The 23,444-nt window shown below is 68.6% G+C and carries 20 protein-coding genes; 11 read left to right on the top strand and 9 right to left on the bottom strand.

The window, feature by feature from the left end; translation table 11 throughout:
• Positions 1–41 precede the first annotated feature (41 nt).
• The gene (gene lexA / locus BLV97_RS08060) at positions 42–758 is read left to right on the top strand and encodes a transcriptional repressor LexA (RefSeq protein ID WP_035844426.1); all 717 of its coding nucleotides are present in this window, start codon (positions 42–44) and stop codon (positions 756–758) included.
• Here lexA and BLV97_RS08055 read toward each other — a convergent pair.
• Positions 755–2,878: a ComEC/Rec2 family competence protein gene (locus BLV97_RS08055; RefSeq protein ID WP_244520992.1), complete on the bottom strand. Its 2,124-nt coding sequence runs from the start codon at positions 2,876–2,878 to the stop codon at positions 755–757. The two genes, lexA and BLV97_RS08055, sit on opposite strands and share 4 nt — an antisense overlap.
• A gap of 78 nt (positions 2,879–2,956) precedes the next feature.
• Here BLV97_RS08055 and gltX point away from each other — a divergent pair, with 78 nt between their 5' ends.
• The 5 genes from gltX to BLV97_RS08030 all read left to right on the top strand — a co-directional run bounded on the left by gltX (position 2,957) and on the right by BLV97_RS08030 (position 8,688).
• Positions 2,957–4,360, top strand: coding sequence for a glutamate--tRNA ligase (gene gltX / locus BLV97_RS08050; protein WP_035844441.1), 1,404 nt, complete (start codon positions 2,957–2,959; stop codon positions 4,358–4,360).
• A gap of 83 nt (positions 4,361–4,443) precedes the next feature.
• Entirely contained in the window at positions 4,444–5,739 is a 1,296-nt protein-coding gene (locus BLV97_RS08045; protein WP_035844443.1) for a citrate synthase, read from the top strand.
• 273 nt (positions 5,740–6,012) lie between these two features.
• Positions 6,013–7,206 (top strand): phosphoglycerate kinase, encoded by a 1,194-nt coding sequence (locus BLV97_RS08040; protein ID WP_035844444.1) that lies wholly within the window; start codon positions 6,013–6,015, stop codon positions 7,204–7,206.
• A gap of 61 nt (positions 7,207–7,267) precedes the next feature.
• Positions 7,268–7,657 (top strand): rhodanese-like domain-containing protein, encoded by a 390-nt coding sequence (locus BLV97_RS08035; protein ID WP_035844446.1) that lies wholly within the window; start codon positions 7,268–7,270, stop codon positions 7,655–7,657.
• Positions 7,658–7,758: 101 nt separating this feature from the next.
• Complete coding sequence (locus BLV97_RS08030) at positions 7,759–8,688, top strand: class I fructose-bisphosphate aldolase (RefSeq protein ID WP_035844448.1); 930 nt, start codon at positions 7,759–7,761, stop codon at positions 8,686–8,688.
• Positions 8,689–8,867: 179 nt separating this feature from the next.
• Here BLV97_RS08030 and BLV97_RS08025 read toward each other — a convergent pair whose 3' ends face one another.
• Positions 8,868–10,502: an acyl-CoA dehydrogenase family protein gene (locus tag BLV97_RS08025; protein ID WP_035844450.1), complete on the bottom strand. Its 1,635-nt coding sequence runs from the start codon at positions 10,500–10,502 to the stop codon at positions 8,868–8,870.
• A gap of 167 nt (positions 10,503–10,669) precedes the next feature.
• Between BLV97_RS08025 and BLV97_RS08020 the strand changes: the two genes are divergently transcribed.
• Together BLV97_RS08020 and BLV97_RS08015 are read left to right on the top strand one after the other, a co-directional pair.
• The gene (locus BLV97_RS08020; protein ID WP_035844451.1) at positions 10,670–10,972 is read left to right on the top strand and encodes an FtsB family cell division protein; all 303 of its coding nucleotides are present in this window, start codon (positions 10,670–10,672) and stop codon (positions 10,970–10,972) included.
• 61 nt (positions 10,973–11,033) lie between these two features.
• Positions 11,034–11,771, top strand: coding sequence for a hypothetical protein (locus BLV97_RS08015; RefSeq protein ID WP_035844453.1), 738 nt, complete (start codon positions 11,034–11,036; stop codon positions 11,769–11,771).
• Here BLV97_RS08015 and arsJ read toward each other — a convergent pair.
• The 3 genes from arsJ to BLV97_RS08000 form a co-directional block, all read right to left on the bottom strand.
• Entirely contained in the window at positions 11,726–12,943 is a 1,218-nt protein-coding gene (gene arsJ, locus BLV97_RS08010) for an organoarsenical effux MFS transporter ArsJ (protein ID WP_092164021.1), read from the bottom strand. The genes BLV97_RS08015 and arsJ overlap by 46 nt on opposite strands.
• A 135-nt stretch (positions 12,944–13,078) precedes the next feature.
• Positions 13,079–13,777 carry a GntR family transcriptional regulator gene (locus BLV97_RS08005; RefSeq protein ID WP_035844454.1) on the bottom strand — a complete coding sequence of 233 codons (699 nt, stop codon included), beginning with the start codon at positions 13,775–13,777 and terminating at the stop codon, positions 13,079–13,081.
• Positions 13,774–15,138 (bottom strand): formimidoylglutamate deiminase, encoded by a 1,365-nt coding sequence (locus tag BLV97_RS08000; RefSeq protein WP_035844456.1) that lies wholly within the window; start codon positions 15,136–15,138, stop codon positions 13,774–13,776. The genes BLV97_RS08005 and BLV97_RS08000 overlap by 4 nt, the downstream gene beginning before the upstream one ends.
• Positions 15,139–15,213: 75 nt before the next feature.
• Here BLV97_RS08000 and hutI point away from each other — a divergent pair, with 75 nt between their 5' ends.
• The 3 genes from hutI to hutU all read left to right on the top strand — a co-directional run bounded on the left by hutI (position 15,214) and on the right by hutU (position 19,731).
• Entirely contained in the window at positions 15,214–16,404 is a 1,191-nt protein-coding gene (gene hutI / locus BLV97_RS07995) for an imidazolonepropionase (RefSeq protein WP_373296448.1), read from the top strand.
• The gene (gene hutH, locus BLV97_RS07990; protein WP_035844459.1) at positions 16,394–17,929 is read left to right on the top strand and encodes a histidine ammonia-lyase; all 1,536 of its coding nucleotides are present in this window, start codon (positions 16,394–16,396) and stop codon (positions 17,927–17,929) included. Before hutI ends, hutH begins: the two co-directional genes overlap by 11 nt.
• Positions 17,930–18,033: 104 nt before the next feature.
• Complete coding sequence (gene hutU, locus BLV97_RS07985) at positions 18,034–19,731, top strand: urocanate hydratase (RefSeq protein ID WP_035844462.1); 1,698 nt, start codon at positions 18,034–18,036, stop codon at positions 19,729–19,731.
• 92 nt (positions 19,732–19,823) lie between these two features.
• On the opposite strand, the gene BLV97_RS07980 is transcribed toward hutU, so the two are convergent.
• The 4 genes from BLV97_RS07980 to BLV97_RS07965 form a co-directional block, all read right to left on the bottom strand.
• Entirely contained in the window at positions 19,824–20,735 is a 912-nt protein-coding gene (locus BLV97_RS07980) for an NAD(P)-dependent oxidoreductase (RefSeq protein WP_035844464.1), read from the bottom strand.
• 139 nt (positions 20,736–20,874) lie between these two features.
• Entirely contained in the window at positions 20,875–21,600 is a 726-nt protein-coding gene (locus BLV97_RS07975) for an Ntn hydrolase family protein (RefSeq protein ID WP_035844467.1), read from the bottom strand.
• 75 nt (positions 21,601–21,675) lie between these two features.
• A complete protein-coding gene (locus tag BLV97_RS07970; RefSeq protein ID WP_035844469.1) occupies positions 21,676–22,491 on the bottom strand; it encodes a transglutaminase family protein in 816 nt (271 codons plus the stop codon).
• Entirely contained in the window at positions 22,488–23,444 is a 957-nt protein-coding gene (locus tag BLV97_RS07965; protein WP_035844472.1) for an alpha-E domain-containing protein, read from the bottom strand. The genes BLV97_RS07970 and BLV97_RS07965 overlap by 4 nt, the downstream gene beginning before the upstream one ends.

Here is a 23,444-nt window from a genome sequence, read left to right as displayed (position 1 = left end):
TTCATCGAACCGCCCTACGAAAATGATTGGGAGCCCGCCGAATGTTGACCCGCAAGCAACTGGAATTGCTGGATTTCATCAATAAGCGGCTCAGCGCCGATGGCGTTCCCCCCTCTTTCGACGAGATGAAGGAAGCGCTGGATCTGCGCTCGAAATCGGGCATTCACCGGCTGATCACGGCGCTGGAGGAACGGGGTTTCATCCGCCGCCTGGCACATCGCGCCCGGGCGATCGAAATCGTCAAGCTGCCCGAAGCGCTTGCGGGCGGAGAGAGTGCGCACCCGGCTGCTCGGCCCTTCGCCCCCCGTGTGATCGTGGGAGACCGGGCGACGGCGACGACGGATTTCCCGCTTCCCGAGCAGATCCAGGCCCAGGCCCAGGAATTGCCTATGATGGGCCGTATCGCGGCGGGCACTCCCATCGAAGCAATCGCCCATGTCTCACATCATGTCACGGTGCCGGGCTCTATGCTGTCCAGCGCGGCCCGGCATTTCGCGCTGGAGGTGAAGGGCGATTCGATGATCGAGGCGGGAATCAATGACGGTGACGTGGTGGTGATCCGCGCCCAGGAAGATGCCGAGAACGGCGATATCGTCGTGGCCCTGGTCGACGATCACGAGGCCACGCTGAAACGGTTTCGCCGCCGCGGCGGGATGATCGCGCTGGAGGCAGCGAACCCGGATTACGAAACCCGGATGCTGCCGGGCGACCGTGTCAAGGTGCAGGGCCGCCTCGTCGGCCTGATCCGCAGCTATTAACGCGCCGCCCCGCCGCGAGACATTGGCGGCCCGCCATCCCGGCGACGCTGGGAATAGGGGCGCGGCATGCGCACCCAGGGCCGGTCGCCGGCGACCTGATCGGCACGCCGGACGATAAGCCTGTCGCCTTCGGGGTTGATCGCCACGGCGCCCTGCCGGGCAAGCGATCCGGCATCGAAGATCCGACATGGGCCGCGAAAGCCGGGCGCGGCGGCGGCGGTGATGACGATCGCGTCCTTGCGGCAGGCGGCCTGCAGCATGTCTGGCGCGGCACGGCGACCAAGAACGACGCCCGACCAGCGGCCGAGGTCAAAGGTCCGGGCGGTCTTCGACCCGGCGAATCCCGGCCGCGCGGCGGCGGCGTCCCGGGCGGCTGCGTCGCCGTCGTTTTCCAGCCAACTGCGGGCGGCAAAGCCCGCCGCGGTCGCCGAAGAAAGCGCGCGACCGGAGGGCGTCATCAGCCCCGCGAGGCGGCCATCGGCAGAGATCAGCAAGGCAGGGCGCTCTGCCATGGTCCAGCCGGCCAGCGCAGCCGCCATCACCAGCGCCCCGCCCCAGCGCAGGCGGCCGCGCCAGAGCATCAACAGCAAGGCGCCTAGCGCCAGCACGGGCAGCACCCATCCGGGCGGCGTCACCACCGGGACGACCGCGCCCGAAAGCCCCGCCACCCAATGCGCCACCGCCAGGATCCACTGCGCCCCCAGCCCCATGGCCCAAAGCGCCGGCCCGGCCAGGCCGACCGGCGCCATGAGCGCCGCGATCACCGCCGCCGGCATGACCACCAGGCCCATGACCGGCACCGACAACACATTGGCCAATAGCCCGTATTCGGCCAGCCGGTTGAAGCTGGCGGCGGCGATCGGCGCGGTGGCGAGCCCGGCGACGAAGGAGGAAAACACCAGCGCCAATGCGGCCCGCAACGGCGCCGCCCCCGGGCGCCAGGCGCGGCCGCGTAGCGCCCCGAAGGCCGCGACCAGCGCGGTGGTGGCGGCAAAGGACATCTGAAACCCCGGCTCGGTCAGGCTTTCGGGTTGCAGCAACAGGATGATCAGCGCCGCCAGGGCCACGGACCGCAGCGTCAAGGCGCGCCGGTCGGCCAGCACCGCGCCAAGCATCACCGCCGCCATCACGAAGGCGCGCTGAGTGGCGATACTGCCCCCCGACAGCGCCAGATAGGCCATCGCGGCGGCCAGCGCCCCGACCGCGGCGATCTTCTTCGCCGGCAGCCGCAGCGCCAGCGGCGGGATCAGGGCCAGCGCCAGACGCAGCGCCGCGAAGACGAAACCGGTCAACAGCCCCATGTGCAGCCCCGAGATCGCCAGCAGATGCGCCAGGTTCGAGGCCCGCAAATCATCGGCCGTGGCACGCGCGATCCCGCCGCGCTCGCCGGTGGCCACGGCCGCGGCGAAGGCACCCGGCTGGCCGGGAATGCGTGCCCGGATCGCGCGTGCCAGATCCATCCGCAGCCGGCCCAGCCAGGCGCCGCGCGCCGGCTGCCACAGCATCAGCGGGCTGGTCGCGTAGCCAGTGGCGCCCAGCCGGTCGAACCAGGCCATGCGACGAAAATCGAAACCACCGGGCTCGGCCGGTCCGGGCGGTGGCGACAGATGCGCGGTGATCATCACCACCTGCCCCGGCTCCGGCGTGATCCCCGGCAGCCGCCCGCGAAGGGTGACGCGAACGCGCGCCGGCGTCGCCTCGGATGCGACCCGCGACAGCATCACCCGATCAAGCGTCACGCGCGGGAAGTCCGAAAGCGACCGATCCAGCACCACGACGCGTCCGGTCACCGGCCCGTAGTAGCGATGTCCCAGCACCGGCGCCGCCACCCAGTGGCTGCGCGCCGCCGCCACCAGCCCGCCCCCCAGCACCAGCGCCAGCGCCAGCGCCAGCGGCCGCCAACGCGGCCCCGCGTACCAGGCCCAGACCAGCACCAGTGCCAGCCCCAGCCCGCACAGCATCCACAGCCCCGCCCCCGGTTCACGCGAAAGCGAGAAATAGCCGCCGATTCCACCGGCCATGCAGACCGGCGCCCAGACGAACAGCGTGCCGCGCGCCGCCACCAGCGCGTCAAGCGGATGGCCCAGGGCAGGACGGCCCAGAAGGCCCCCGTTCCGCACCCTTGTCCTTCCCCCCTCTCTTGCCTAGACAAGCGCCAAGCCTACCTTCCTCATGGTTTCCGAAAGGTTAACGCTCCCATGTCAGACGCGCCTGTCGTCACCCGTTTTGCCCCTTCGCCGACCGGCTATCTGCATATCGGCGGGGCGCGCACGGCGCTGTTCAACTGGCTTTACGCGCGTGGCCGGGGCGGCAGGTTCCTGTTGCGCATCGAGGATACCGACCGTGCCCGTTCGACCCCCGAGGCGACGGCGGCGATCCTCAAGGGGCTGACCTGGCTGGGCCTCGACTGGGACGGCGAGCCGATCAGCCAGTTTACCCGCGCCGACCGTCATGCCGAGGTCGCGCGCGAGATGCTGGCGCGCGGCGCGGCATACAAGTGCTTCTCGTCCCAAGAAGAAATCGAGGCCTTCCGCGCGGCGGCGAAGGCCGAGGGCCGCTCGACCCTGTTCCAGAGCCCTTGGCGCGACGCCGATCCCGCGACTCATCCCGATGCGCCCTTCGTGATCCGCCTGAAGGCGCCGCGCGACGGCGAGACGGTAATCGACGACCAGGTGCAGGGCCGTGTGACGATCCGCAACGATCAGCTTGATGACATGGTCTGTTTACGTTCCGATGGTACACCCACCTACATGCTGGCCGTGGTGGTGGACGATCATGACATGGGCGTGACCCATGTGGTGCGGGGCGACGATCACCTCACCAATGCCGCGCGCCAGACCCAGGTCTATCGCGCGATGGGCTGGCCGGTGCCGGTCTGGGCGCATATCCCGCTGATCCACGGCCCCGACGGCAAGAAGCTGTCGAAGCGTCACGGCGCGCTGGGGGTCGAGGAATACCAGGCCATGGGCTATCCGGCGGCGGGGATGCGCAACTATCTGGCGCGCCTGGGCTGGAGCCATGGCGACGACGAATTCTTCACCGACGCGCAGGCAAGGGAGTGGTTCGATCTGTCGGGAATCGGGCGCGCGCCGGCGCGGCTCGATTTCAAGAAACTGGAAAACCTCTGCGGTCAGCACATTGCCGCCGCGGACGATGCCGCGCTGCTGCAAGAACTGGTCGCCTATCTGCAGGCCGCCGGCCGTCCGGCCCTGACTCCGCGTCAGATGAAGGGGCTGGAGCGCGCCATGTACAGCCTCAAGGAGCGCGCGAAGACCTTCGAGGAACTCATTGAAAAAGCGCACTTTGTCCTGACGGACCGCCCAGTCCGGCCGGATGAGAAATCGGCCAAGGCCCTGGATGCGGTATCCCGTAGTATACTGGGCGAATTGACGCCGCAGGTGCAAAGTGCTACGTGGTCGCGGGACGGTCTGGAGGCCGCCGTCGCCAAGGTGGCCGAGGCGCATGGCCTGGGCCTGGGCAAGCTTGCGGGGCCGCTTCGGGCCGCGCTCGCCGGGCGCACGGTGACCCCCAGCGTTTTCGACATGATGCTCGTCATCGGGCGCGACGAAACCGTCGCGCGTCTGGGTGACGCGGCGGGCTGAGGCGGCGTTTCCCGCTGGCCCATGCCGGACATTCACATGCCGCGCGGGGTCCTTCCCGTCCGGCTTTCAGGAAAGGGATGAGGATGGCGGAGACCGACAAGAAAGCGACCTTGCAGTTCGACGGCAAGACGATCGAGCTGCCGATCATGAGCCCCAGCGCGGGGCCGGACGTGATCGACATCCGCAAGCTCTATGCGCAGGGCGATGTGTTCACCTTCGATCCGGGCTTCACCTCGACCGCGTCGTGCGAATCGACCATCACCTTCATCGACGGCGACAAGGGTGAACTGCTGTATCGCGGCTATCCGATCGACCAGCTGGCGAGCCAGTCGAACTATATCGAGGTCTGCTATCTGCTGCTTTACGGCGAACTGCCCGACAAGGCGCAGTACGACGAATTCAGCTACCGCATCACGCGCCACACCATGGTGCACGAGCAAATGCACAATTTCTTCCGCGGCTTCCGCCGCGATGCGCATCCGATGGCGACCATGGTCGGCGTGGTCGGCGCGATGTCGGCCTTCTACCACGATTCGACCGACGTCACCGACGAATGGCAGCGCGAGGTCGCGGCGATCCGCATGATCGCCAAGATGCCGACGATCGCGGCGATGGCCTACAAGTACTCGATCGGCCAGCCCTTCGTCTATCCGCGCAATGACCTCGACTACGCGTCGAACTTCCTCAACATGTGCTTCTCGGTCCCGGCCGAGCCCTACAAGATCGAACCGGCCCTGGCCCGCGCGATGGACCGGATCTTCACCCTGCACGCCGATCACGAACAGAACGCCTCGACCTCGACGGTGCGTCTGGCGGGGTCGTCGGGGGCCAACCCCTTTGCCTGCATCGCGGCCGGCATCGCCTGCCTCTGGGGCCCGGCCCATGGCGGCGCCAACCAGGCGGCGCTGGAGATGCTGCGCACCATCGGCACGGTCGACAAGATCCCGGAATATGTTGCCCGCGCGAAGGACAAGAACGATCCCTTCCGCCTGATGGGCTTTGGCCACCGGGTCTACAAGAACTTCGACCCGCGCGCCAAGGTGATGAAGGAAAGCGCCGACGAGGTGCTGGATCTGCTGGGCATCCACAACAACGAGACGCTGAAGGTCGCCAAAGAGCTGGAGCGGATCGCGCTGGAGGACGAGTACTTCATCGAGAAGAAGCTGTATCCCAACGTCGATTTCTATTCGGGCATCATCCTCGAGGCGATGGGTTTCCCGACCGCGATGTTCACCCCGATCTTCGCGCTGTCGCGCACCGTGGGCTGGATCGCGCAGTGGAAAGAGATGATCGGCGACAAGAACCAGAAGATCGGCCGCCCGCGCCAGCTGTACGTCGGCGAGGCCGCGCGCGATTACGTCGATATCGCGAAACGCTAGGGGCTACGCCCCATATCGGACGGTCACGGAATGCGGCGGGGCGCGGATATGCCCCGCCGTTTTCTTTGGTGGCCAGCCCCGCGATGGTGCCGGGCCCTCTGGCCGTCTGTTGTGCCCCTGAAATACCCAAGGTCCGCAGGCTGCTTGCGCCCGGCCAGGATCCGGTGCCGAAGGCGGGAAATCCCCTGATCCGCCGCCTCGTCCCGCCACGACCCGTTGACCTTGGCACCGGGTTCGGTGTGAATGGGCGCGCAACCTGATCGGGAGGAAACGATGGCCTGGAAAACGCTCGACGACATGGACCTCGACGGGAAGGTGGCGCTGGTCCGGGTGGATCTGAACGTCCCCGTCGAAGGCGGCCAGGTCACCGACACCACCCGCATCGACAAGATCGTGCCCACGATCACCGATATTCTGGCCAAGGGCGGCAAGCCGGTGCTGATGGCCCATTTCGGCCGCCCCAAGGGTGCGGTGGTCGCCGATCTCAGCCTGCGCATCACCCTGCCGGCGCTGCAGGCCGCCCTGCCCGGCCACAAGGTGATCTTCGCCGAGGACAGCATCGGCGGCCCCGCCAAGACCGCCGTCGCCGCGCTGCAGCCCGGTGAGGTCCTGCTGCTGGAAAACACCCGTTTCCACGCCGGCGAAGAGCAGAACGACAAGATGATGGCCGCCTCGCTGGCCGCCTTGGGCGACGTCTATGTGAACGACGCCTTCTCGGCCGCGCATCGGGCGCATGCCTCGACCGAGGGCATCGCGCAGCTTCTGCCCGCCTGCGCCGGCCGGCTGATGGAGGCCGAGTTGAAGGCGCTCAACGCCGCGCTGGGGGCGCCTGAACGGCCGGTCGTGGCCATCGTCGGCGGCGCCAAGGTGTCGACCAAGCTGGACCTGCTGGGCAATCTGGTCACCAAGGTCGATCATCTGGTGATCGGCGGCGGCATGGCCAACACCTTTCTGGTGGCCAAGGGGATCGAGGTGGGCAAGTCCCTGGCCGAGCGCGACATGGCCGGCACCGCGCGCGAGATCCTCGACAAGGCCGCAAAGGAGGGCTGCGCGATCCACCTGCCCGTCGACGTGGTGGTGGCGCGCGAATTCAAGGCCCATGCCGCGCATGAGACGGTCGCGGCCGACGCCTGCCCGGCCGACGCGATGATCCTGGACGCGGGGCCCAAGACGGTGGCCGCCCTGGGCGATGTCTTCGCCGAATGCCGCACGCTGATCTGGAACGGCCCGCTGGGCGCCTTCGAGTTGGAACCCTTCGACGCGGCGACCAATGCCGCGGCGGCACAGGCGGCAGAGCTGACGCGCGACGGCGCGCTGGTATCGGTCGCGGGCGGTGGCGACACGGTCGCGGCGCTGAACCGGGCCGGGGTGGCGGCGGATTTCACCTATATCTCGACCGCCGGCGGGGCCTTCCTGGAATGGATGGAAGGCAAGGTACTGCCGGGCGTGGCCGCGCTGGGGGCCTGAGGCGGGGCGCAGGCGGCACGGCCGCTGGCGTATTTGGGGAACAATGAAAGGCAGGGGCGCCATGGCGATCGGCTACAGGCAGATGCTGGACGAGGCCGAGGCCGAGGTGCGTTCGGTCTCGACCGAAGAGGGCGTGGCGCTGCGGGCGCGGGAGGATGTGGTTTTCGTCGACATCCGCGACCCGCGCGAGCTGGCGCGCGAGGGGATGATCCCGGGGGCGCATCTGGCGCCACGCGGGATGCTGGAATTCTGGATCGATCCGGAAAGCCCCTATCACAAGCCCTATTTCGCCGAGGACAAGCTGTTCGTGTTCTATTGCGCCTCGGGGTGGCGGTCGCTGCTGGCGGCGCAGGTGGCGCAGCGCATGGGGTTGCGCGTGGCCAGCCTGACCGGCGGTTTTGGCGACTGGCGCCGCGCGGGCCAGGAAGTGACCGAGCCGGAGCCGCACTGAGGCGCGAGAATTGCGCACCGTTAGCGCAACCGGCGTTGCGTGTTTTCACCGGGGCTTCTAGACCGCTTTTCAGGCCCATTTTCAGCGAAAGGACCTTTGCGATGAAGGCGACGAGAACGGTTCAGAAGATCCTGGCGAATTACGAAAGCGATACGCCCGGCGTGAAGGCCAACCTTTGCCGGATCCTGATGAACGGCAAGCTCGGCGGCACCGGCAAGATGATCATCCTGCCGGTCGACCAGGGATTCGAGCACGGCCCCGCGCGCAGCTTCGCGCCCAATCCGGCGGGTTATGATCCGCATTACCACTACCAGCTGGCGATCGATGCGGGGTTGAACGCCTATGCGGCGCCGCTGGGCATGATCGAGGCCGGTGCCGACACTTTCGCGGGTCAGATCCCGACGATCCTGAAGGTGAACTCGGCCAATTCGCTGATGTCGGAGACCGCGGGCAAGAACCAGGCGATCACCGCGAGCGTCGATGACGCGCTGCGGCTGGGCTGCGCCGCCATCGGCTTCACCATCTATCCCGGCTCGGACATGGCACTTGACATGTTCGAGGAGATCAGCGCGATGCGCGAGGAGGCCGCGGCCAAGGGCGTGGCCACGGTGATCTGGTCCTACCCGCGCGGCGAGGCGATCACCAAGGACGGCGAGACGGCGATCGACATCGCGGCCTATGCGGCGCAGATCGCGGCGCTGCTGGGGGCGCATATCATCAAGATCAAGCTGTCGACCGATCATCTGATGCTAGGCGAGGCCAAGAAGGTCTATGAGGCGCAAGAGATCGACATCGCGACCCAGGCGGCGCGAGTGCGGCACTGCATGGATGCGGCCTTCGGCGGGCGCCGGATCGTGGTGTTCTCGGGCGGTGCCAAGAAGGGCGCGGATTCGGTCTATGACGACGCCCGCGCGATCCGCGACGGCGGCGGCAACGGCTCGATCATCGGGCGCAACTCCTTCCAGCGCTCGCGCGAGGACGCGCTCGACATGCTGGGCAAGCTGGTCGATATCTACAAGGGCAAGGCCTGATTGAAAGGCCAGGAAGGGGGCTGTCTGCCCCCTCGCCATTCGGGCTCACCCCCGAGAGTATTTGCGCCAACGTGAAAACAGGGGCTTCTCCCTTCATCTTGGTGGAAATACTCCACGGGGGTCCGGGGGTGTGAAACCCCCGGCGCCGAGGCCGGAAACCACTCACGCAGACCCCACCCTCACACGGGGCCCAGCCGCGCGAGAAGCGCCCCGGCATCCAGGCCCCGCACTGCGCCGGGGACGCGGCCGCCCTGGCGGTCGAGCCGGGCCGCTGCGTAGCCGTCGGCCACCGCGGGCGGGGCGCGGCGGATCAGCGTGGCGGCGGTGAGCAGAGTGGCCAGGCTTTCGGCGAACCAGCGGGCCTCGGCCTCTTCGGGCAGGCCGGGCCAACGATCCAGATGGGCCTTGAGCGCCGCGTCATAGCGGCGGTCGGAGCCGGTGGCGGCGTTCAGTTCCGCGCGCATTGCCTCTGCCGCCGCGGGTTCGCGCGCCAGGGTGCGCAGGATGTCGAGGCAGATCACGTTGCCCGAGCCTTCCCAGATACCATTCAGCGGCGCCTCGCGGTAAAGCCAGGGCATGGCGCTGTCCTCGACATAGCCCATGCCGCCCATCACCTCCATCGCCTCGACCGTGACCTGCGGGCACAGCTTGTTCGACAGGAACTTGGCCACCGCCACGGCAAGGCGGGCGAAGGCGCGGTCCTGCGGCGCAGTGCTGTCGAAGGCCGCCGCGACGCGCATCCCCAGGGCTGTCACGCCTTCCCAATCCAGCACCAGATCGGCCAGAACCGATCGCATCAGCGGCTGATCGACCAGCTTGCGCTGGAAGGCCACGCGCCGCGCCACCCAATGATGCGCCTCGGCCAGCGCGGCGCGCATGATCCCCGCCGGCGCCACCGCCGTGTCGAGCCTTGTGTGATGCACCATCTCGATGATCGTGCGCACGCCTGCGCCCTCGTCACCCAGCCGGTAGGCCAGCGCGCCCGCGTATTCGATCTCTGACGACGCATTGGCACGGTTGCCCAGCTTGTCCTTCAGCCGCATCAGCCGGATCGCGTTACGCTCTCCCTCCAGCCAGCGCGGCACCAGAAAGCAAGTCAGCCCCCCCTCGGCCTGGGCCAGCGTCAGGAAACCGTCCGACATCGGCGCCGAGCAGAACCATTTGTGCCCGGTCAGCCGATAGGCCGCGCCGTCGGGCACCGCCCGGGTACTGTTCGAACGCAGATCCGACCCGCCCTGCTTTTCCGTCATCGCCATGCCCAGCGTGGCGCCCGCCTTCTGGTTCAACGGCGCGACCGAAGGGTCGTAGCTGCGCGATGTCAGCTTGGGCACCCACTGAGCCGCCAGATCCGGGCTGGCCCGCAGCGCCGGTACCGCGGCATAGGTCATGGTCATCGGACAGCAGGAGCCGGGCTCGACCTGGCTGTGCATGTAAAGCAGCGCCGCATGGGTCGCGTGGCCGCCCGGCTTGCGATCTTCGGGCGCGCCCTCCCAGGGCAGCGCGGCATAGCCCGCACCGATCCCCGCGGCCATCATCCGGTGATAGGCCGGGTGAAAGACCACCTCGTCCAGCCGGCGGCCGCCGGCATCGAACAGCCGCAGATCGGGCAGCACGCGCATCGCCTCGCGCCCCGCGGCGCGCATCTCGGCGGTGCCGAGGGCGCGACCGCGCTCGGCCAGATGGGCGGTATCCGCGCCGGCAGCCGCGGCGGCGCAGGCCAGCGCGGGGTCGCCGGCCCAAAGATCGGCATCACCGCGCAGCGGAGGCTGGTTGGTGACCTCATGGTCGGAAAGATCGGAGCGGCCGGGCAGCATGGGCGCCTCCCTCGTCATCTGCGCTTCGGGCCCGGGCCAATGCGCAAGGCTCCGCCGCGTCACGCGAAAAACATGCGTCCGCGGGATTCACAAAGCAACCCGCATGTGCAACTATCGTTGCGTCACCGCCCCAGCAGAGGGCGGGAAGAGGCAAATCGAGGCGCAGCATGGCCCATAGCCAAAGACGGCCCGCCCTGGGCCCGGTGATCTTCTACTCGCTGGCCTTCGTGCTGGCGAGCTACTTCACCTTTGCCGCCGTGCAGGGCGATTACGGCGTCTTCCGCCGGGTCCGGATCGAAGCCGATATCCAACAGTTGACCGCCGAGCGCGACCAGTTGCGCGAAGAATTGGCGGTGCTGAAGAACAAGACCCATCGGCTGACCGACAATTACCTTGATCTCGATCTGCTGGATCAACAGGTACGCAAGGTGCTGGGCTATATGCGGGCCGACGAAATCGTGATCCGCTAACAGCCGACGCGGCGCCAAGGGTACGGCGCTTGCATCGCGGCGCCAAGGGCGCAGGGCTTGTATGGCGGCGCCAAGGGCGCTCGACATCGGCATGGCTCTGCGCTTCACTGGTGTCATGACAGGCCCCGACCTTCCCGATATCACCGGCGATGCCCGCGACTTCTTTCGCAAGGGCCTGAAGCCGGATTATGAACTGACCTGGTGCATCACCGGCATCCATGGCGAACTGGGCTATACCGGCAAGTTCGTGCAGCGCGCGCCGGGACAGGACGACAGCCCGCTGAACCCCTTGGGGGCCATGACCACGGCGGCATTCGGCGGCGTGACCTTCTTTTGCTCGCACATGATGCTCGATGGCCAATATGCGGCGATCTCGGGGGTTCTGGGAGAGGCCTGGCGGCTGATGGTCGCGGGGTATGAGACCGACGTGCGTCACCGCCGCCTGGATGGTGCAGCGGGGGATTTCCACCTTTGGGCGGCCGACATGGTGCGCCAGGGGCTGATGCCGCGCTCGGGGCTGCTGCATGGCCGCCCCGCCCCCAGCCCGATCCGCCTGCGCGCGGTGCTGACCGAGGCCGATATCGACGCCCTCGCCGCCCGGCTGCGCGAAGCGGCACAAGGCGCGTGGGAGATCCACGACAACCCGGCGATGAAATCGCCCGGGCTGATCACCCATGTCGAACTGGTGCGCGAAGAGGACGCCGAGCTTCTGGAACAGGAATTCGGCGCCGCGATCTGCGGCTCGAACTGGTTCTACCGCGACAGGGAGCCGCTGGCCGCCGGGGGGCCGGCGGGCTGAATGTCCCTGGCCAGACGCCAGCTGGCCGCCGCCATCGCCGCGGCCGTGGCCAGGCACAGCGGCAGGCCGCCCAGTTCATAGGTCAGGCCCGACAGCAGCGTACCCACCAGCCGCCCGGCGGCATTGGCCATGTAATAGAAGCCCACATCCATCGTCACCCGATCGCCGCGGCTGAGCGCCAGGATCAGGTAGGAATGCAGCGACGAATTCACCGCAAAGACAAAGCCGAAGGCCAGAAGACCCAAGACCAGCACCAATGTCAGCCAAAGCGCCGGCGCGCCCGCCAGCAGCGCCACTGCCGCCAGCGCCGCGGGGATCAGCGCCAGCCCTCCGGCCCAGCGCCGGGCCATGGCGACCAATTCGTCGCGGGGGCGGTGGCTGGCGCGCAGCAGCCGCGGCGCGGCCGCCTGCACGCCGCCGTACAGCACCACCCACAGCGCCATGAACCCGCCCACCGCGAAGAAGGCCGCGCGCATCCCCGCCGGGGTGCCGTCGGACAGCACCCCTTCGAAATAGATCGGGATGCCGACGACGAACCAGACGTCGCGCGCGCCGAACAGAAACAGCCGCGCCGCCGCCAGCCGGTTGATCGCGCGGTTTTTCGAAAACACCTCGGCGAACTTGGCATCGCGGCGCCCCGCGGGCAGACCGCGCGGCATGAACGCCACCACCGCCACCAGGATCAACCCCAGCCCGATCGCCATCGCCCAAAGCGCCGGGCGGAACCCGACCAGCGCCAACAGCATCGCACCAAGGCCGAAACCCAGCCCCTTGACCGCGTTCTTCGATCCGGTCAGCGCCGCGACCCAGCGAAACAGCGCACCCTCGGCTTCGGGCGCCAAAAGCTTCACCGCGCTCTTGGCCGACATCTTGGCCAGATCCTTGGCGACACCCGAAAGCCCCTGCACCACCATCACGAAGGCGACCGAGACCGCCAGCGTCCAACCCGGATCCAGCTGCGTCAGCGCCGCCAGCGACGCCACCTGCAACGCCAGCCCGCCGTAAAGCGTCGGCGCCAGCCCGAAGCGCGCCGCCAGCCAGCCCGCCGACAGCGTCGTGGCGACGCCCGCGATCTCGTACAGCAGGAACAGCCAGGCCAGGGTGATCGGTGAAAAGCCCAGATTGTTGAAATGCAGCAGCACCAACATGCGCATCGCGCCGTCGGTCAGCATGAAGGCCCAATAGGCCGCCGTCACCGCCGCATAGGCCGCCCCTTTCACCACAATCCTCCGCCGCGAACACGATCCGGCACCCCGCGCCGGATTACTCCGGTCTCCTGACAGGATCACATGTCAGTTTCATGACAGCTAAAGCAAGGTGTGCAGCCGATAGCCCGGCGCATAGGCCAGCCGCACCAGGGTGATCGGCACCTCGCCCGCCCAGGTGGTGCGCTCGATCACGAACAGCGCGGCGCCCGGGGCGATGCCCAGATGCGCGGCCTCGGCCTCGCCCGCCGCCTCGGCGGAAAACGAGATGTCGCCGAAGGTATAGGCCACGTTGCGCACCAGCCATTCGTTGATGCTGATCTGCGCCGCCTCGGCGGGCGGCGCGCGCCCCGGCAGCGGCGCCGGGTTCAGCCAGCGGTCCTCGTACAGATAGGGCCTGCCATCGGCGAAATGCAGCGTGCGCAGATGCCACAGCCGCGCCCCGGGCGCCAGGCCCAGCCGACCGGCCACCACCGGCGGCGGCGCGGCGAACACGCGCTCGAGCAGGCGAAATTCGTAGCGCTGGCCGCGGCCCTCGACCTCCAGCCGGGTCACGGGGATGTCGAGCGTGGCCTTGCGCACCGGATGAGTGGCGACGCGGGTGCCCGCGCGGCGGCGGCGTTCCACCACGCCCTGCCGCGCCAGTTCGCGCAGCGCGCGGTTCACCGTGGCCCGCGCAACACCGAATTCCTCGGCCAGGTCGGCCTCGGACGGGATCACCGCGCCGGGGGCCCAGTCGCGCCGGTCGATGCGGGCCAGAACCTCGGCGCGGATCGCCTCCCACCCCTTCGGCGCGCTCACAGCAGATCCCCCAGCCGGGCGGTGGCGGCGCGGTAGCGCGCGGTGATCGCGGCGCGGTCGCGATGGCGCCCGCCGGTCACCATATGCCGCCCCGCCGCCCAGGTATCGGTGACCATCCGATCGTCACCCGCGAAGATCCAGGCATCGAGCAATCCGTCACCCCGGCGCATCGCCAGATCGGCATGACCCGCGTCCAGCGCCACCAGATCCGCCCAAAGCCCTTCTGCGATCGCCCCGCTTTCGCGTCCGGCGGCCTGCGCCCCGCCTTGCACCGCACCCTGAAACAGCACGCGGCCGGTCGACCGGTCGGGACGTGCCAGGACCGCCCGGCCCCGGTCGCGCAGCCGCTGGGAATATTCCAGCTGCCGCAATTCCTCGGCCAGGGAAATGCGGATGTTGCTGTCCGAACCCACGCCGAACCGCCCGCCCGCGCCCAGATAGCGCACCCCATCGAAGATGCCGTCGCCCAGGTTCGCCTCGGTGATCGGGCAAAGCCCTGCGACCGCGCCGGTCGCCGCCAGCGCCCGGGTCTCGGCCGGCCGCATCTGCGTGCAGTGGATCAGGCACCAGCGCGGGCCGACCTCGTGCTGCGCCAGCAGCCATTCCACGGGCCGCGCCCCGTAGGCGGCCAAAACCTCTTCGACTTCCGCGACTTGCTCGGCCAGGTGCATGTGGATCGGGTGCCCGCCCGCCGCCGCCACGACCTCGGCAAGACCGTCGCGGCTGACCGCGCGCAGCGAATGCGGCGCCACCCCGATCCGCGCATCCGCAAGCCCCCCCAACGCCGCCTTGGCAGCCTGCCACAGCCGCGCGAAACGCTCGGGGTCATTGCCGAACCGCACCTGCCCGGGCCCCAGCGCACGCCCGTCGCACCCGCCCTGCGAATAAAGCACCGGCAGCAGCGTCAGCCCGATCCCCGTGGCCTCGGCCGCCGCCGCGATCCGGCCCGACATCTCGGCCGGATCGGCATAGGGCGCGCCGCCGGGGCGGTGGTGCAGATAGTGGAATTCCGCCACCGCGGCAAAGCCGGCCTCAAGCATCTCCATCTGCACGAAGGCGGCGATCGCCTCGACATCCTCGGGCGTCAACTGATCCAGAAAGCGGAACATCAGCTGGCGCCAGGTCCAGAAGGTATCGCGCGGATCGGGGCCGCGGGCTTCCGTCATCCCGGCCATGGCGCGCTGAAAGGCGTGGCTGTGCAGGTTCACCGGCGCCGGCAGCAGCAGATCGCGCCGCACCCCCTCGGGCGCAACGCCCGGGCTGATGCGAAAGATGCGTCCGCCGCGCAGCTCCAGCCGCACTTTCTCGGCCCAGCCGCCCGGCAGCAGCGCCCGCTCGGCCCAGATTACGCCAGTGCCCATTTGTTGTCCTTGACTCGGGTTAATATGTGCAGACATATTTTTCAAAATTGCGCACATAAGGCAAGCGAAATGGCGATGATTCTTGGCAACCTGCGGCTTGCGACGATGCAGCCGGGCGGCGCGCCCTATGGGCTGATCGAAACTGGCGCGGTGGCGATCGAGGGCGGCCGCATCGCCTGGGCCGGGCCGCTGGCCGAGGCCCCCCCCGGCCCGGTCCGCGACATGGGCGGGCGGCTGATGACGCCCGCGTTGATCGATTGCCACACCCATGTGGTCCATGGCGGTCAGCGGGCGCGGGAATTCGAGATGCGGCTGAACGGCGCGAGCTATGAAGAGGTCGCGCGCGCCGGCGGCGGTATCGTCTCGACCGTCGCCGCGACCCGGGCCGCCAGCGAGGACGATCTTGTCGCCTCTGCCCTGCGCCGGGTCGATCAGATGCTGGCCGAAGGCGTTGGCACGATCGAGGTGAAATCCGGCTATGGCCTTGATATCGAAACCGAACTTCGCATGCTGCGCGCCGCCCGCCGGATCGGTCGCGCGCGCCGCGTGGGCGTCGTGACCAGCTTCCTCGGCGCCCATGCCGTACCGCCCGAATACCGGGGCCGAGACGATGCCTATCTAGCTGAACAGGTGATCCCCGCGCTGCACGCCGCCCATGCCGAAGGGCTGGTCGATGCGGTCGACGGCTTTTGCGAGGGCATCGCCTTTTCGCCCGCGCAGATGGAGGTGGTCTTTGCCGAGGCGGGCGCGCTTGGCCTTCCGGTGAAGCTTCATGCCGAGCAGCTTTCCAACCTTGGCGGCGCGGCGATGGCGGCGCGGCACGGGGCGCTTTCGGCCGACCATCTGGAACATCTCGACGCGGACGGGGCACGCGCGATGGCCGCCGCCGGCACCGTCGCGGTGATCCTGCCCGGCGCCTTCTACACCCTGCGCGAAACCCAGGTGCCGCCGATCCAGGCGCTGCGCGATGCGGGCGTCGCGATGGCGGTGGCGACCGACGCCAACCCCGGCACCGCGCCGATGACGTCGCTGTGCCTGGCGATGAACATGGCCTGCACCCTTTTTCGCATGACGCCGGAAGAAGCCCTTTCCGGCACCACGCGCGTGGCCGCCCAGGCCCTGGGCCTGACCGATCGTGGCCGGATCGCCCCGGGCCTGCGCGCCGATCTGGCGATCTGGGAGGCCGAGGATCCGGCCGAGCTTGCCTATCGCTGCGGCCCCACGCCGCTTCACGCCCGCATCATCGGAGGCGAATTTGACGCCTGAAACCCTGACCCCCGGCGCCACGCCGCTGGCGCAGATCGAACGGATCTGGAACCTGGGCCTGCCCGCCCGGCTTGACCGCGCCTGCCGCCCCGCCGTCGAGACCGCCCAGGCCGCGATCGCCCGCGCCGCCGCCGGATCCGCACCGGTCTATGGGGTTAACACCGGATTCGGCAAGCTTGCGAACCTGAAGATCGCGTCACAAGACACGGAAACATTGCAGAAAAACCTGATCATTTCGCATTGCTGCGGGGTCGGTGAAACCTGCCCGGAGGCAATTACCCGGCTGATGATGGTGCTAAAGCTCCTGTCCCTCGGCCGCGGCGCCTCGGGCGTGCGGTGGCAGGTGATCGCGCTGATCGAAGGGATGCTTGCCGCCGGCGTCACCCCGGTGATCCCGGCGCAGGGATCGGTTGGCGCCTCGGGCGATCTGGCGCCGCTTGCCCATATGGCGGCGGTGATGATCGGCTCGGGCGAGGCCACCCTGGACGGCCACATCATGAGCGGCACGGAAGCTCTTGCCAAAGCAGGGCTTTCTCCGATCACGCTCGGCCCGAAAGAGGGCCTCGCGCTGATCAACGGCACGCAATTCTCGACCGCCTGGGCGCTGCATGGCCTCTTCAGTGCCTGGCGCGCGGCACAGGGCGCGCTGGTCACCTCGGCGATGTCGACCGATGCGATCATGGGCTCCACCGCGCCGCTGCAACCCGAAATCCACACCTTGCGCGGCCATGCCGGGCAGATCGAGGCGGCCGCGGCGATGCGCGCGCTGCTCGAAGGCTCGACGATCCGCGAAAGCCACCGGGTCGGCGACAGCCGCGTGCAGGATCCCTATTGCATCCGCTGCCAGCCCCAGGTTCTGGGTGCCGCGATCGACGTGCTGCGCCAGGCCGCGCGCACGCTGGAAATCGAGGCCAACGCCGCCACCGACAACCCGCTGGTGCTGACCGAGGCCGGGCTGATCGTCTCGGGCGGCAATTTCCATGCCGAACCCGTGGGCTTCGCCGCCGACATGATCGCGCTTGCCGTGGCCGAGATCGGCGCCATCGCCCAGCGCCGCGTGGCGCTGATGGTCGATCCGACCCTCAGCCACGACCTGCCGCCCTTCCTGACCCCCGATCCCGGCCTCAATTCCGGCCTGATGATCGCCGAAGTCACGACGGCGGCGCTGATGAGCGAGAACAAGCACCTCGCCACCCCCACGGTCACCGACAGCACCCCGACCTCGGCCAATCAGGAGGATCACGTCTCGATGGCCGCCCATGGCGCCCGGCGCCTCGCCCGCATGGTCACCAATCTCGAAACCATCCTCGGGGTCGAGGCGTTCTGCGCCGCCCAGGGGCTGGAATTCCGCGCGCCCCTCACCACCTCGCCCCCACTGCAGGCCGCCCTCACGCGCCTGCGCAAAGACATCCCGCCCCTGCAGGAGGACCGCTACCTCGCCCCCGACCTTGCCGCCGCCGCCAGCCTCATCGCGACAGGCGCCCTGGCCGAGGCCGCCAATCCACCTTCCCTTCATCTTGGCTGAAATACTCCACGGGGTTCGCCATTGTCGTGCCATTGGCCCGAGAGACAATGGCCACGGGGTGTGAAACCCCGGTTCCGCCCCCGCCGCTTCAGAAAGGCACGCCGATGACCAATCCCCGCCACAACCTGCGCGACGTCTTCCCCCCGACCGGCCCCGAGATCACCGCGAAAAGCTGGCTGACCGAGGCGCCAATGCGGATGCTGATGAACAACCTCCACCCTGACGTGGCCGAGAACCCGCACGAGTTGGTGGTCTATGGCGGCATCGGCCGCGCCGCCCGCACCTGGGAGGATTTCGACCGCATCGTGGCCGCGCTCAAATCGCTTGAAGCGGACGAAACCCTCCTTGTCCAGTCCGGCAAGCCGGTAGGCATCTTCCGCACCCATGCGGATGCGCCACGCGTGCTGATCGCCAATTCCAACCTGGTGCCGCACTGGGCCACGTGGGATCATTTCAATGAACTCGACCGCAAGGGCCTGGCCATGTACGGCCAGATGACCGCCGGGTCCTGGATCTACATCGGCACGCAAGGCATCGTGCAGGGCACGTTTGAGACCTTCGCCGAGGCCGGGCGCCAGCACTACGGCGGCGACCTGACCGGGCGTTGGATCCTGACCGCCGGCCTTGGCGGCATGGGCGGCGCGCAGCCGCTGGCGGCGGTGATGGCGGGCGCCTGCTGCCTTGCGGTCGAATGCGACGAGGCGCGCGCCGATTTCCGCATCCGCACCCGCTATTGCGACGTCAAGACCCACGATCTTGACGAGGCCCTCGCCCTGATCGAACGCTGGACCAAGGCTGGGGCGGCCAAATCCGTCGCGCTGATCGGCAATGCGGCGGACATCTTCCCCGAACTCGCCGCGCGCATGAAGGCCGGCGCCCCGCTGCCCAACGGGCGCCCCGATATCGTAACCGATCAGACCTCGGCCCACGATCCGCTGCACGGCTATCTGCCCAGGGGCTGGACCGTCGCCGAATGGCGCGCCAAGCAGGAAACCGCCCCCAAGCAGGTCGAAACGGCCGCCCGCGCCGCGATGCGCGACCATGTCGCCGCAATGGTCGATTTCTGGAACGCCGGTGTCCCCACGCTCGATTACGGCAACAACATCCGCCAGATGGCCAAGGAGGAAGGCCTGGAGAACGCCTTCGCCTTTCCCGGCTTCGTGCCCGCCTATATCCGCCCGCTGTTCTGCCGCGGCGTCGGCCCGTTCCGCTGGGTCGCGCTGTCCGGGGACCCGGAAGACATCTACGCCACCGACGCGGCGATGAAGCGCCTGTTTCCCGAAAACGCCCATCTTCACCGCTGGCTCGACATGGCGCGCGAACGCATCGCGTTCCAGGGCCTGCCCGCGCGGATCTGCTGGATCGGCCTGGGAGAGCGCCACCGCGCCGGGCTGATGTTCAACGAAATGGTGCGCTCGGGCGAATTGAAGGCCCCCGTGGTGATCGGCCGCGACCACCTCGACAGCGGCTCCGTCGCCTCGCCCAACCGCGAGACCGAGGCGATGCGCGACGGCTCCGACGCGGTCTCTGATTGGCCGCTTCTGAACGCGCTTCTCAACACCGCCTCCGGTGCCACCTGGGTCAGCTTGCACCACGGCGGCGGCGTCGGCATGGGTTTCTCGCAGCATTCCGGCATGGTCGTGGTCTGCGACGGCACCGAGGATGCCGACCGCCGGCTTGAACGCGTGCTTTGGAACGACCCGGCCACCGGCGTCATGCGCCACGCCGACGCGGGGTACGAAATCGCCCGCGACTGCGCCCGCGAACACGGGCTGAACCTTCCCGCGATCCTGGACACCTGATCTTTCTTTGCGGCGCGAGTATCCTCGGGGGGGGAATAGGCCGCAGCCCCATAGAGGGCGGAAAGCCCCCCTCCCGTGGCCCATCCGCGGCCCTAGCCGCCCCGCACCACCACATGCGCCGGATCGACCCGTCCGGCCAGCGCATCCAGGACGTTCTGCGCCGCCATCAGCCCCATCTGCCGGAACGCACCATCGCTCAGCGCCGCCGAATGCGGCGTCAGGATGCAATTGGGCAGGTCCAGCAGCGGGCTGTCGCGCGGCAGCGGCTCGGTCTCGGTCACGTCCAGCGCGACGCCGCCCAGATGCCCCGCCCGCGCCAGCGCGTCCTCGTCGATCAATCCACCCCGCGCGGTATTGATCACGAAGGCGCCCGGCGGCAGCGCCGCCAGTTCCCTTGCCCCGATCATCCCGCGCGTGGCCTCGGTCAGCGGGCAATGCAGGCTTAGAACATCCGCCGCGGCCAAGGCCGCGCGCAGATCGCGTGCCACGGCGTAGCCCTCGGGCGACACCGCGCCGCTCAGTGACCGCGAAAGCACCGTCACCCGCATCCCCACCGCCGCCGCCAGCGCCGCCAGCCGCCGCCCCGAGGCGCCGAACCCCACCACCAGCAGCCGCCGCCCCGCCAGATCGACGACCCGCGCCCGGCCAAGACCGGTCTGACCGGCCCGCGCCGCGCGCTCCATCGCCGGCAGGGCCTTGGCCAGCGCGAAGATCAGCGCCAGCGCATGTTCGGCCACCGAGGCCGCATTGGCGCCCGGCGTGTTGGTCACCAGGATGCCGGCGGCGCGCGCGGCCGCCAGGTCGATGTTATCCACCCCCACGCCATGCTTGGCCACATGCCGCAGCCGCCCCGCGCACATCTGTTCCGCCGGCAACCGCTTGATCCGCGCGATCAGCGCGTCGGCCTCGCCCGGCGGCCCTTCGCGCAGGATCTCGCAGCCCGCGTCGCGCAGCAGCGCCTCGGCATCGGGATGGATCGGCTCCGTCAACAGCACGCGCGTCATGCGGGCCCCCGTTCCCGCGCGCCAATCAGGGCCCCGATCAGGGCCCCGGCCGCCGCTTCATCTTGGCCGACACGCACCGCACGAACCCGGGCGCATGTGCCCCCCGGCGCCCATGCCTCGACCCCGCGCCGCGCCGTCATCAGATCTCGATCCGCGCGAAGCCATCGCGCAAGGCCTGGCTCCAGGCCTCGCTCATGGCGCGGAAACTCTCGTCCCCCGGCTCGAACCTGCGCTGCGCGGTTACCCGGCAGTCGTCCTTGGCGATCACCGTCAGATCCAGCGGCATCCCCACCGAAAGGTTCGAACGCAGGGTCGAATCCATCGACAAAAGCACCGCCTTCTGCGCGTCCAGCAGCGATGTCTGCGTCGTCACCACCCGGTCGAGGATCGGCTTTCCGTATTTGTGCTCGCCGATTTGCAGATAGGGCGTATCCGCCGTCGCCTCGATGAAATTGCCCTCGGGATAGATCAGGAACATCCGCATCGGGCCGCCCCGGCGCTGGCCCGCCAGGATCATCGACGCCTGGGTCGAGACCTTCTCGGCACTCATCTTGGCCTCGATGTCCTGACGCACCGAGGCCAGGGTATTGCCGACGATCTCGGCCACCTTCAGCATCGACGGCGCCGCCAGGATCGAATGTTGCGGCTCGGCGTCGGGATCCTCGATGGCGTCTTGCAACAGCGCGATCGCCGTCTGGGTGACGGACAGGCTGCCCGCGGTCAGGATGGCGATCACCCGCTCGCCCGGGTCCTCGAAGACAAAGGTCTTGCGATAGACCGAGATGTTGTCGAGCCCCGCATTGGTGCGGGTGTCAGAGAGCAGGACGATGCCCTCGTTCAGAAGCAGGCCGACGCAATAGGTCATGGGTTTTCACGCATAGGCGCCAAAGGGGGCGCAGGGGGTTGAAACGGGCGACCGGCGGGGCCGAGTCGAACGACCCTATTGCTGCACCGCCGCGATCGCAACCGTGACATCGAGGCGCTCCTCGCCCGTGCCGCGCGCGGTGCCGCGGATCGGCGCGGCGTCGCGGGCGTCGAAGCCGGACCCAAGGCGGATATATTGCGCGTTCGGGCAGCAGCGGTTGGCGGCGTCGAAGCCGACCCAGGCGGAAAGCCCCTCGATCCAGATCTCGGCCCAGGCATGGGCGGCCTCGTGCGGCCCCTCGTCCTCTCCGGCCATCAGATAGCCCGACACATAGCGCGCCGGCAGGCCCAGGCTGCGGGCGCAGGCGATCATCGCATGGGCATGGTCCTGACAGACCCCGGCGCCACGCGCCAGCGCCTCGGCGGCCGAGGTGCCGGCATCGGTCTGTCCGGGGCGATAGTCGATCGCATCGGCCACCGCGGCCATCAGCCGATGCGCCTGATCGAGCGGATCCTGCGTGCCCGTCTGCGCCTTCTCCGCAAGCGCGCGCAGGGCATTGTCGGCGCGGGTAGCCGCGGTCTTTCGCAGATAGACCGGGGGCGCCACGGCCTCGCGGTGGCCGCGCAGCACGCCGGCGGTGTCGGCGGTCTCGATCACGCCCTCGACCAGCACCTCGATCTCGGACACCGGGCCCTGCACCGTGTAACCTTGCACCCAATCCCCGGCGCCGTCGCGAAACCCGCCGCCGGTCACCCCGCCCGTGACGGTGACCCGCCAGTCGCGCGGTCGCTGGCCCTCGAAGGCGGCCGGGGTCAGGCGATGGCTTTGCACCACGCCGCGCACCGGCGCATCATAGCGGTACAGCGTGCGGTGGGTGACGGTCAGGATCATCGCACATCCCCGCTGAGGTAATCCTCATGCACCAGCCGGGCCAGCGCGGCCACGTCGCGCACGAAGCGGCCCAGGAATTCATGCAGCCCCTCGTCGAAGATCGTGTCCGGCGTCATGCCCGCCAGATCCGCATGTATTCGCCGGGCCAGGGCCTGCGCCCCGGTCGGGCGGGCGTAGCCCTCGGCCAGGCGGTCGAGATGGGTGACCATGCTGCACGCGCAGGTGATCAGCGACCGCGGACATTGCCCGTTCAGGATCAGGAAATCGGCGATCTTGCGCGCCGTGACCTCGCCGCCATAGGCCCAGCGGAACGCGCGCAGCACCGACAGCGCGCGCAGCAGGGTGATCCACTGGTAGTTGTCATAGCCGGTTCCGACCAGGTCAAGCTGCGGCAGCAGCACATAATATTTCACATCCATCAGCCGGGCGGTATTGTCGGCGCGTTCCAGATTGTAGCCCAGATGCAGGAAATCCCATCCGTCGTTGCGCAGCAGCGTGGTGTCGATCGCGCCCTTGATCATCGCCGTCTTGTTGGTCGTCCATTCCGCAAGCGCCAGGATGTCCAGTTCCGACCTTTCCGTGCGCTCCAGTTGCCGCAATTCCTGAAAGGCGGTGTTCAGCGCGTCCCAGACCTGGGCGGTCAGCGCGGTGCGCACGATGCGCGCGTTCTCGCGGGCCTGGGCCACGCAGGAGGCAATGGACGAAGGATTGTCGTGATCGAAGAAGACATAGCTTTCGATGTTGCGCTGCACGGCCTCGCCGTATTTGCGCGCGAACCCGTCGGCGGTGCCCGAGGCCTGCAAGAGGCTGTCCCATTCGTTGCGAAAGCCGCCACCGCCCACATGGGGAACCAATGATATCCGCTCTCCGACCTGAAGAAGGCGCGCCATGGTCTCGGCCCGCTCGATGTAGCGGGCGATCCAGTACAGGTTGTCGGCGGTCCGGCTTAGCAT

The sequence above is a fragment of the Allgaiera indica genome (assembly GCF_900106675.1).
Classification (GTDB): Bacteria; Pseudomonadota; Alphaproteobacteria; order Rhodobacterales; family Rhodobacteraceae; genus Acidimangrovimonas; species Acidimangrovimonas indica.
Note: the sequence above shows the minus strand (reverse complement) of the source record. Positions and strands in the feature narration are given on the sequence as shown.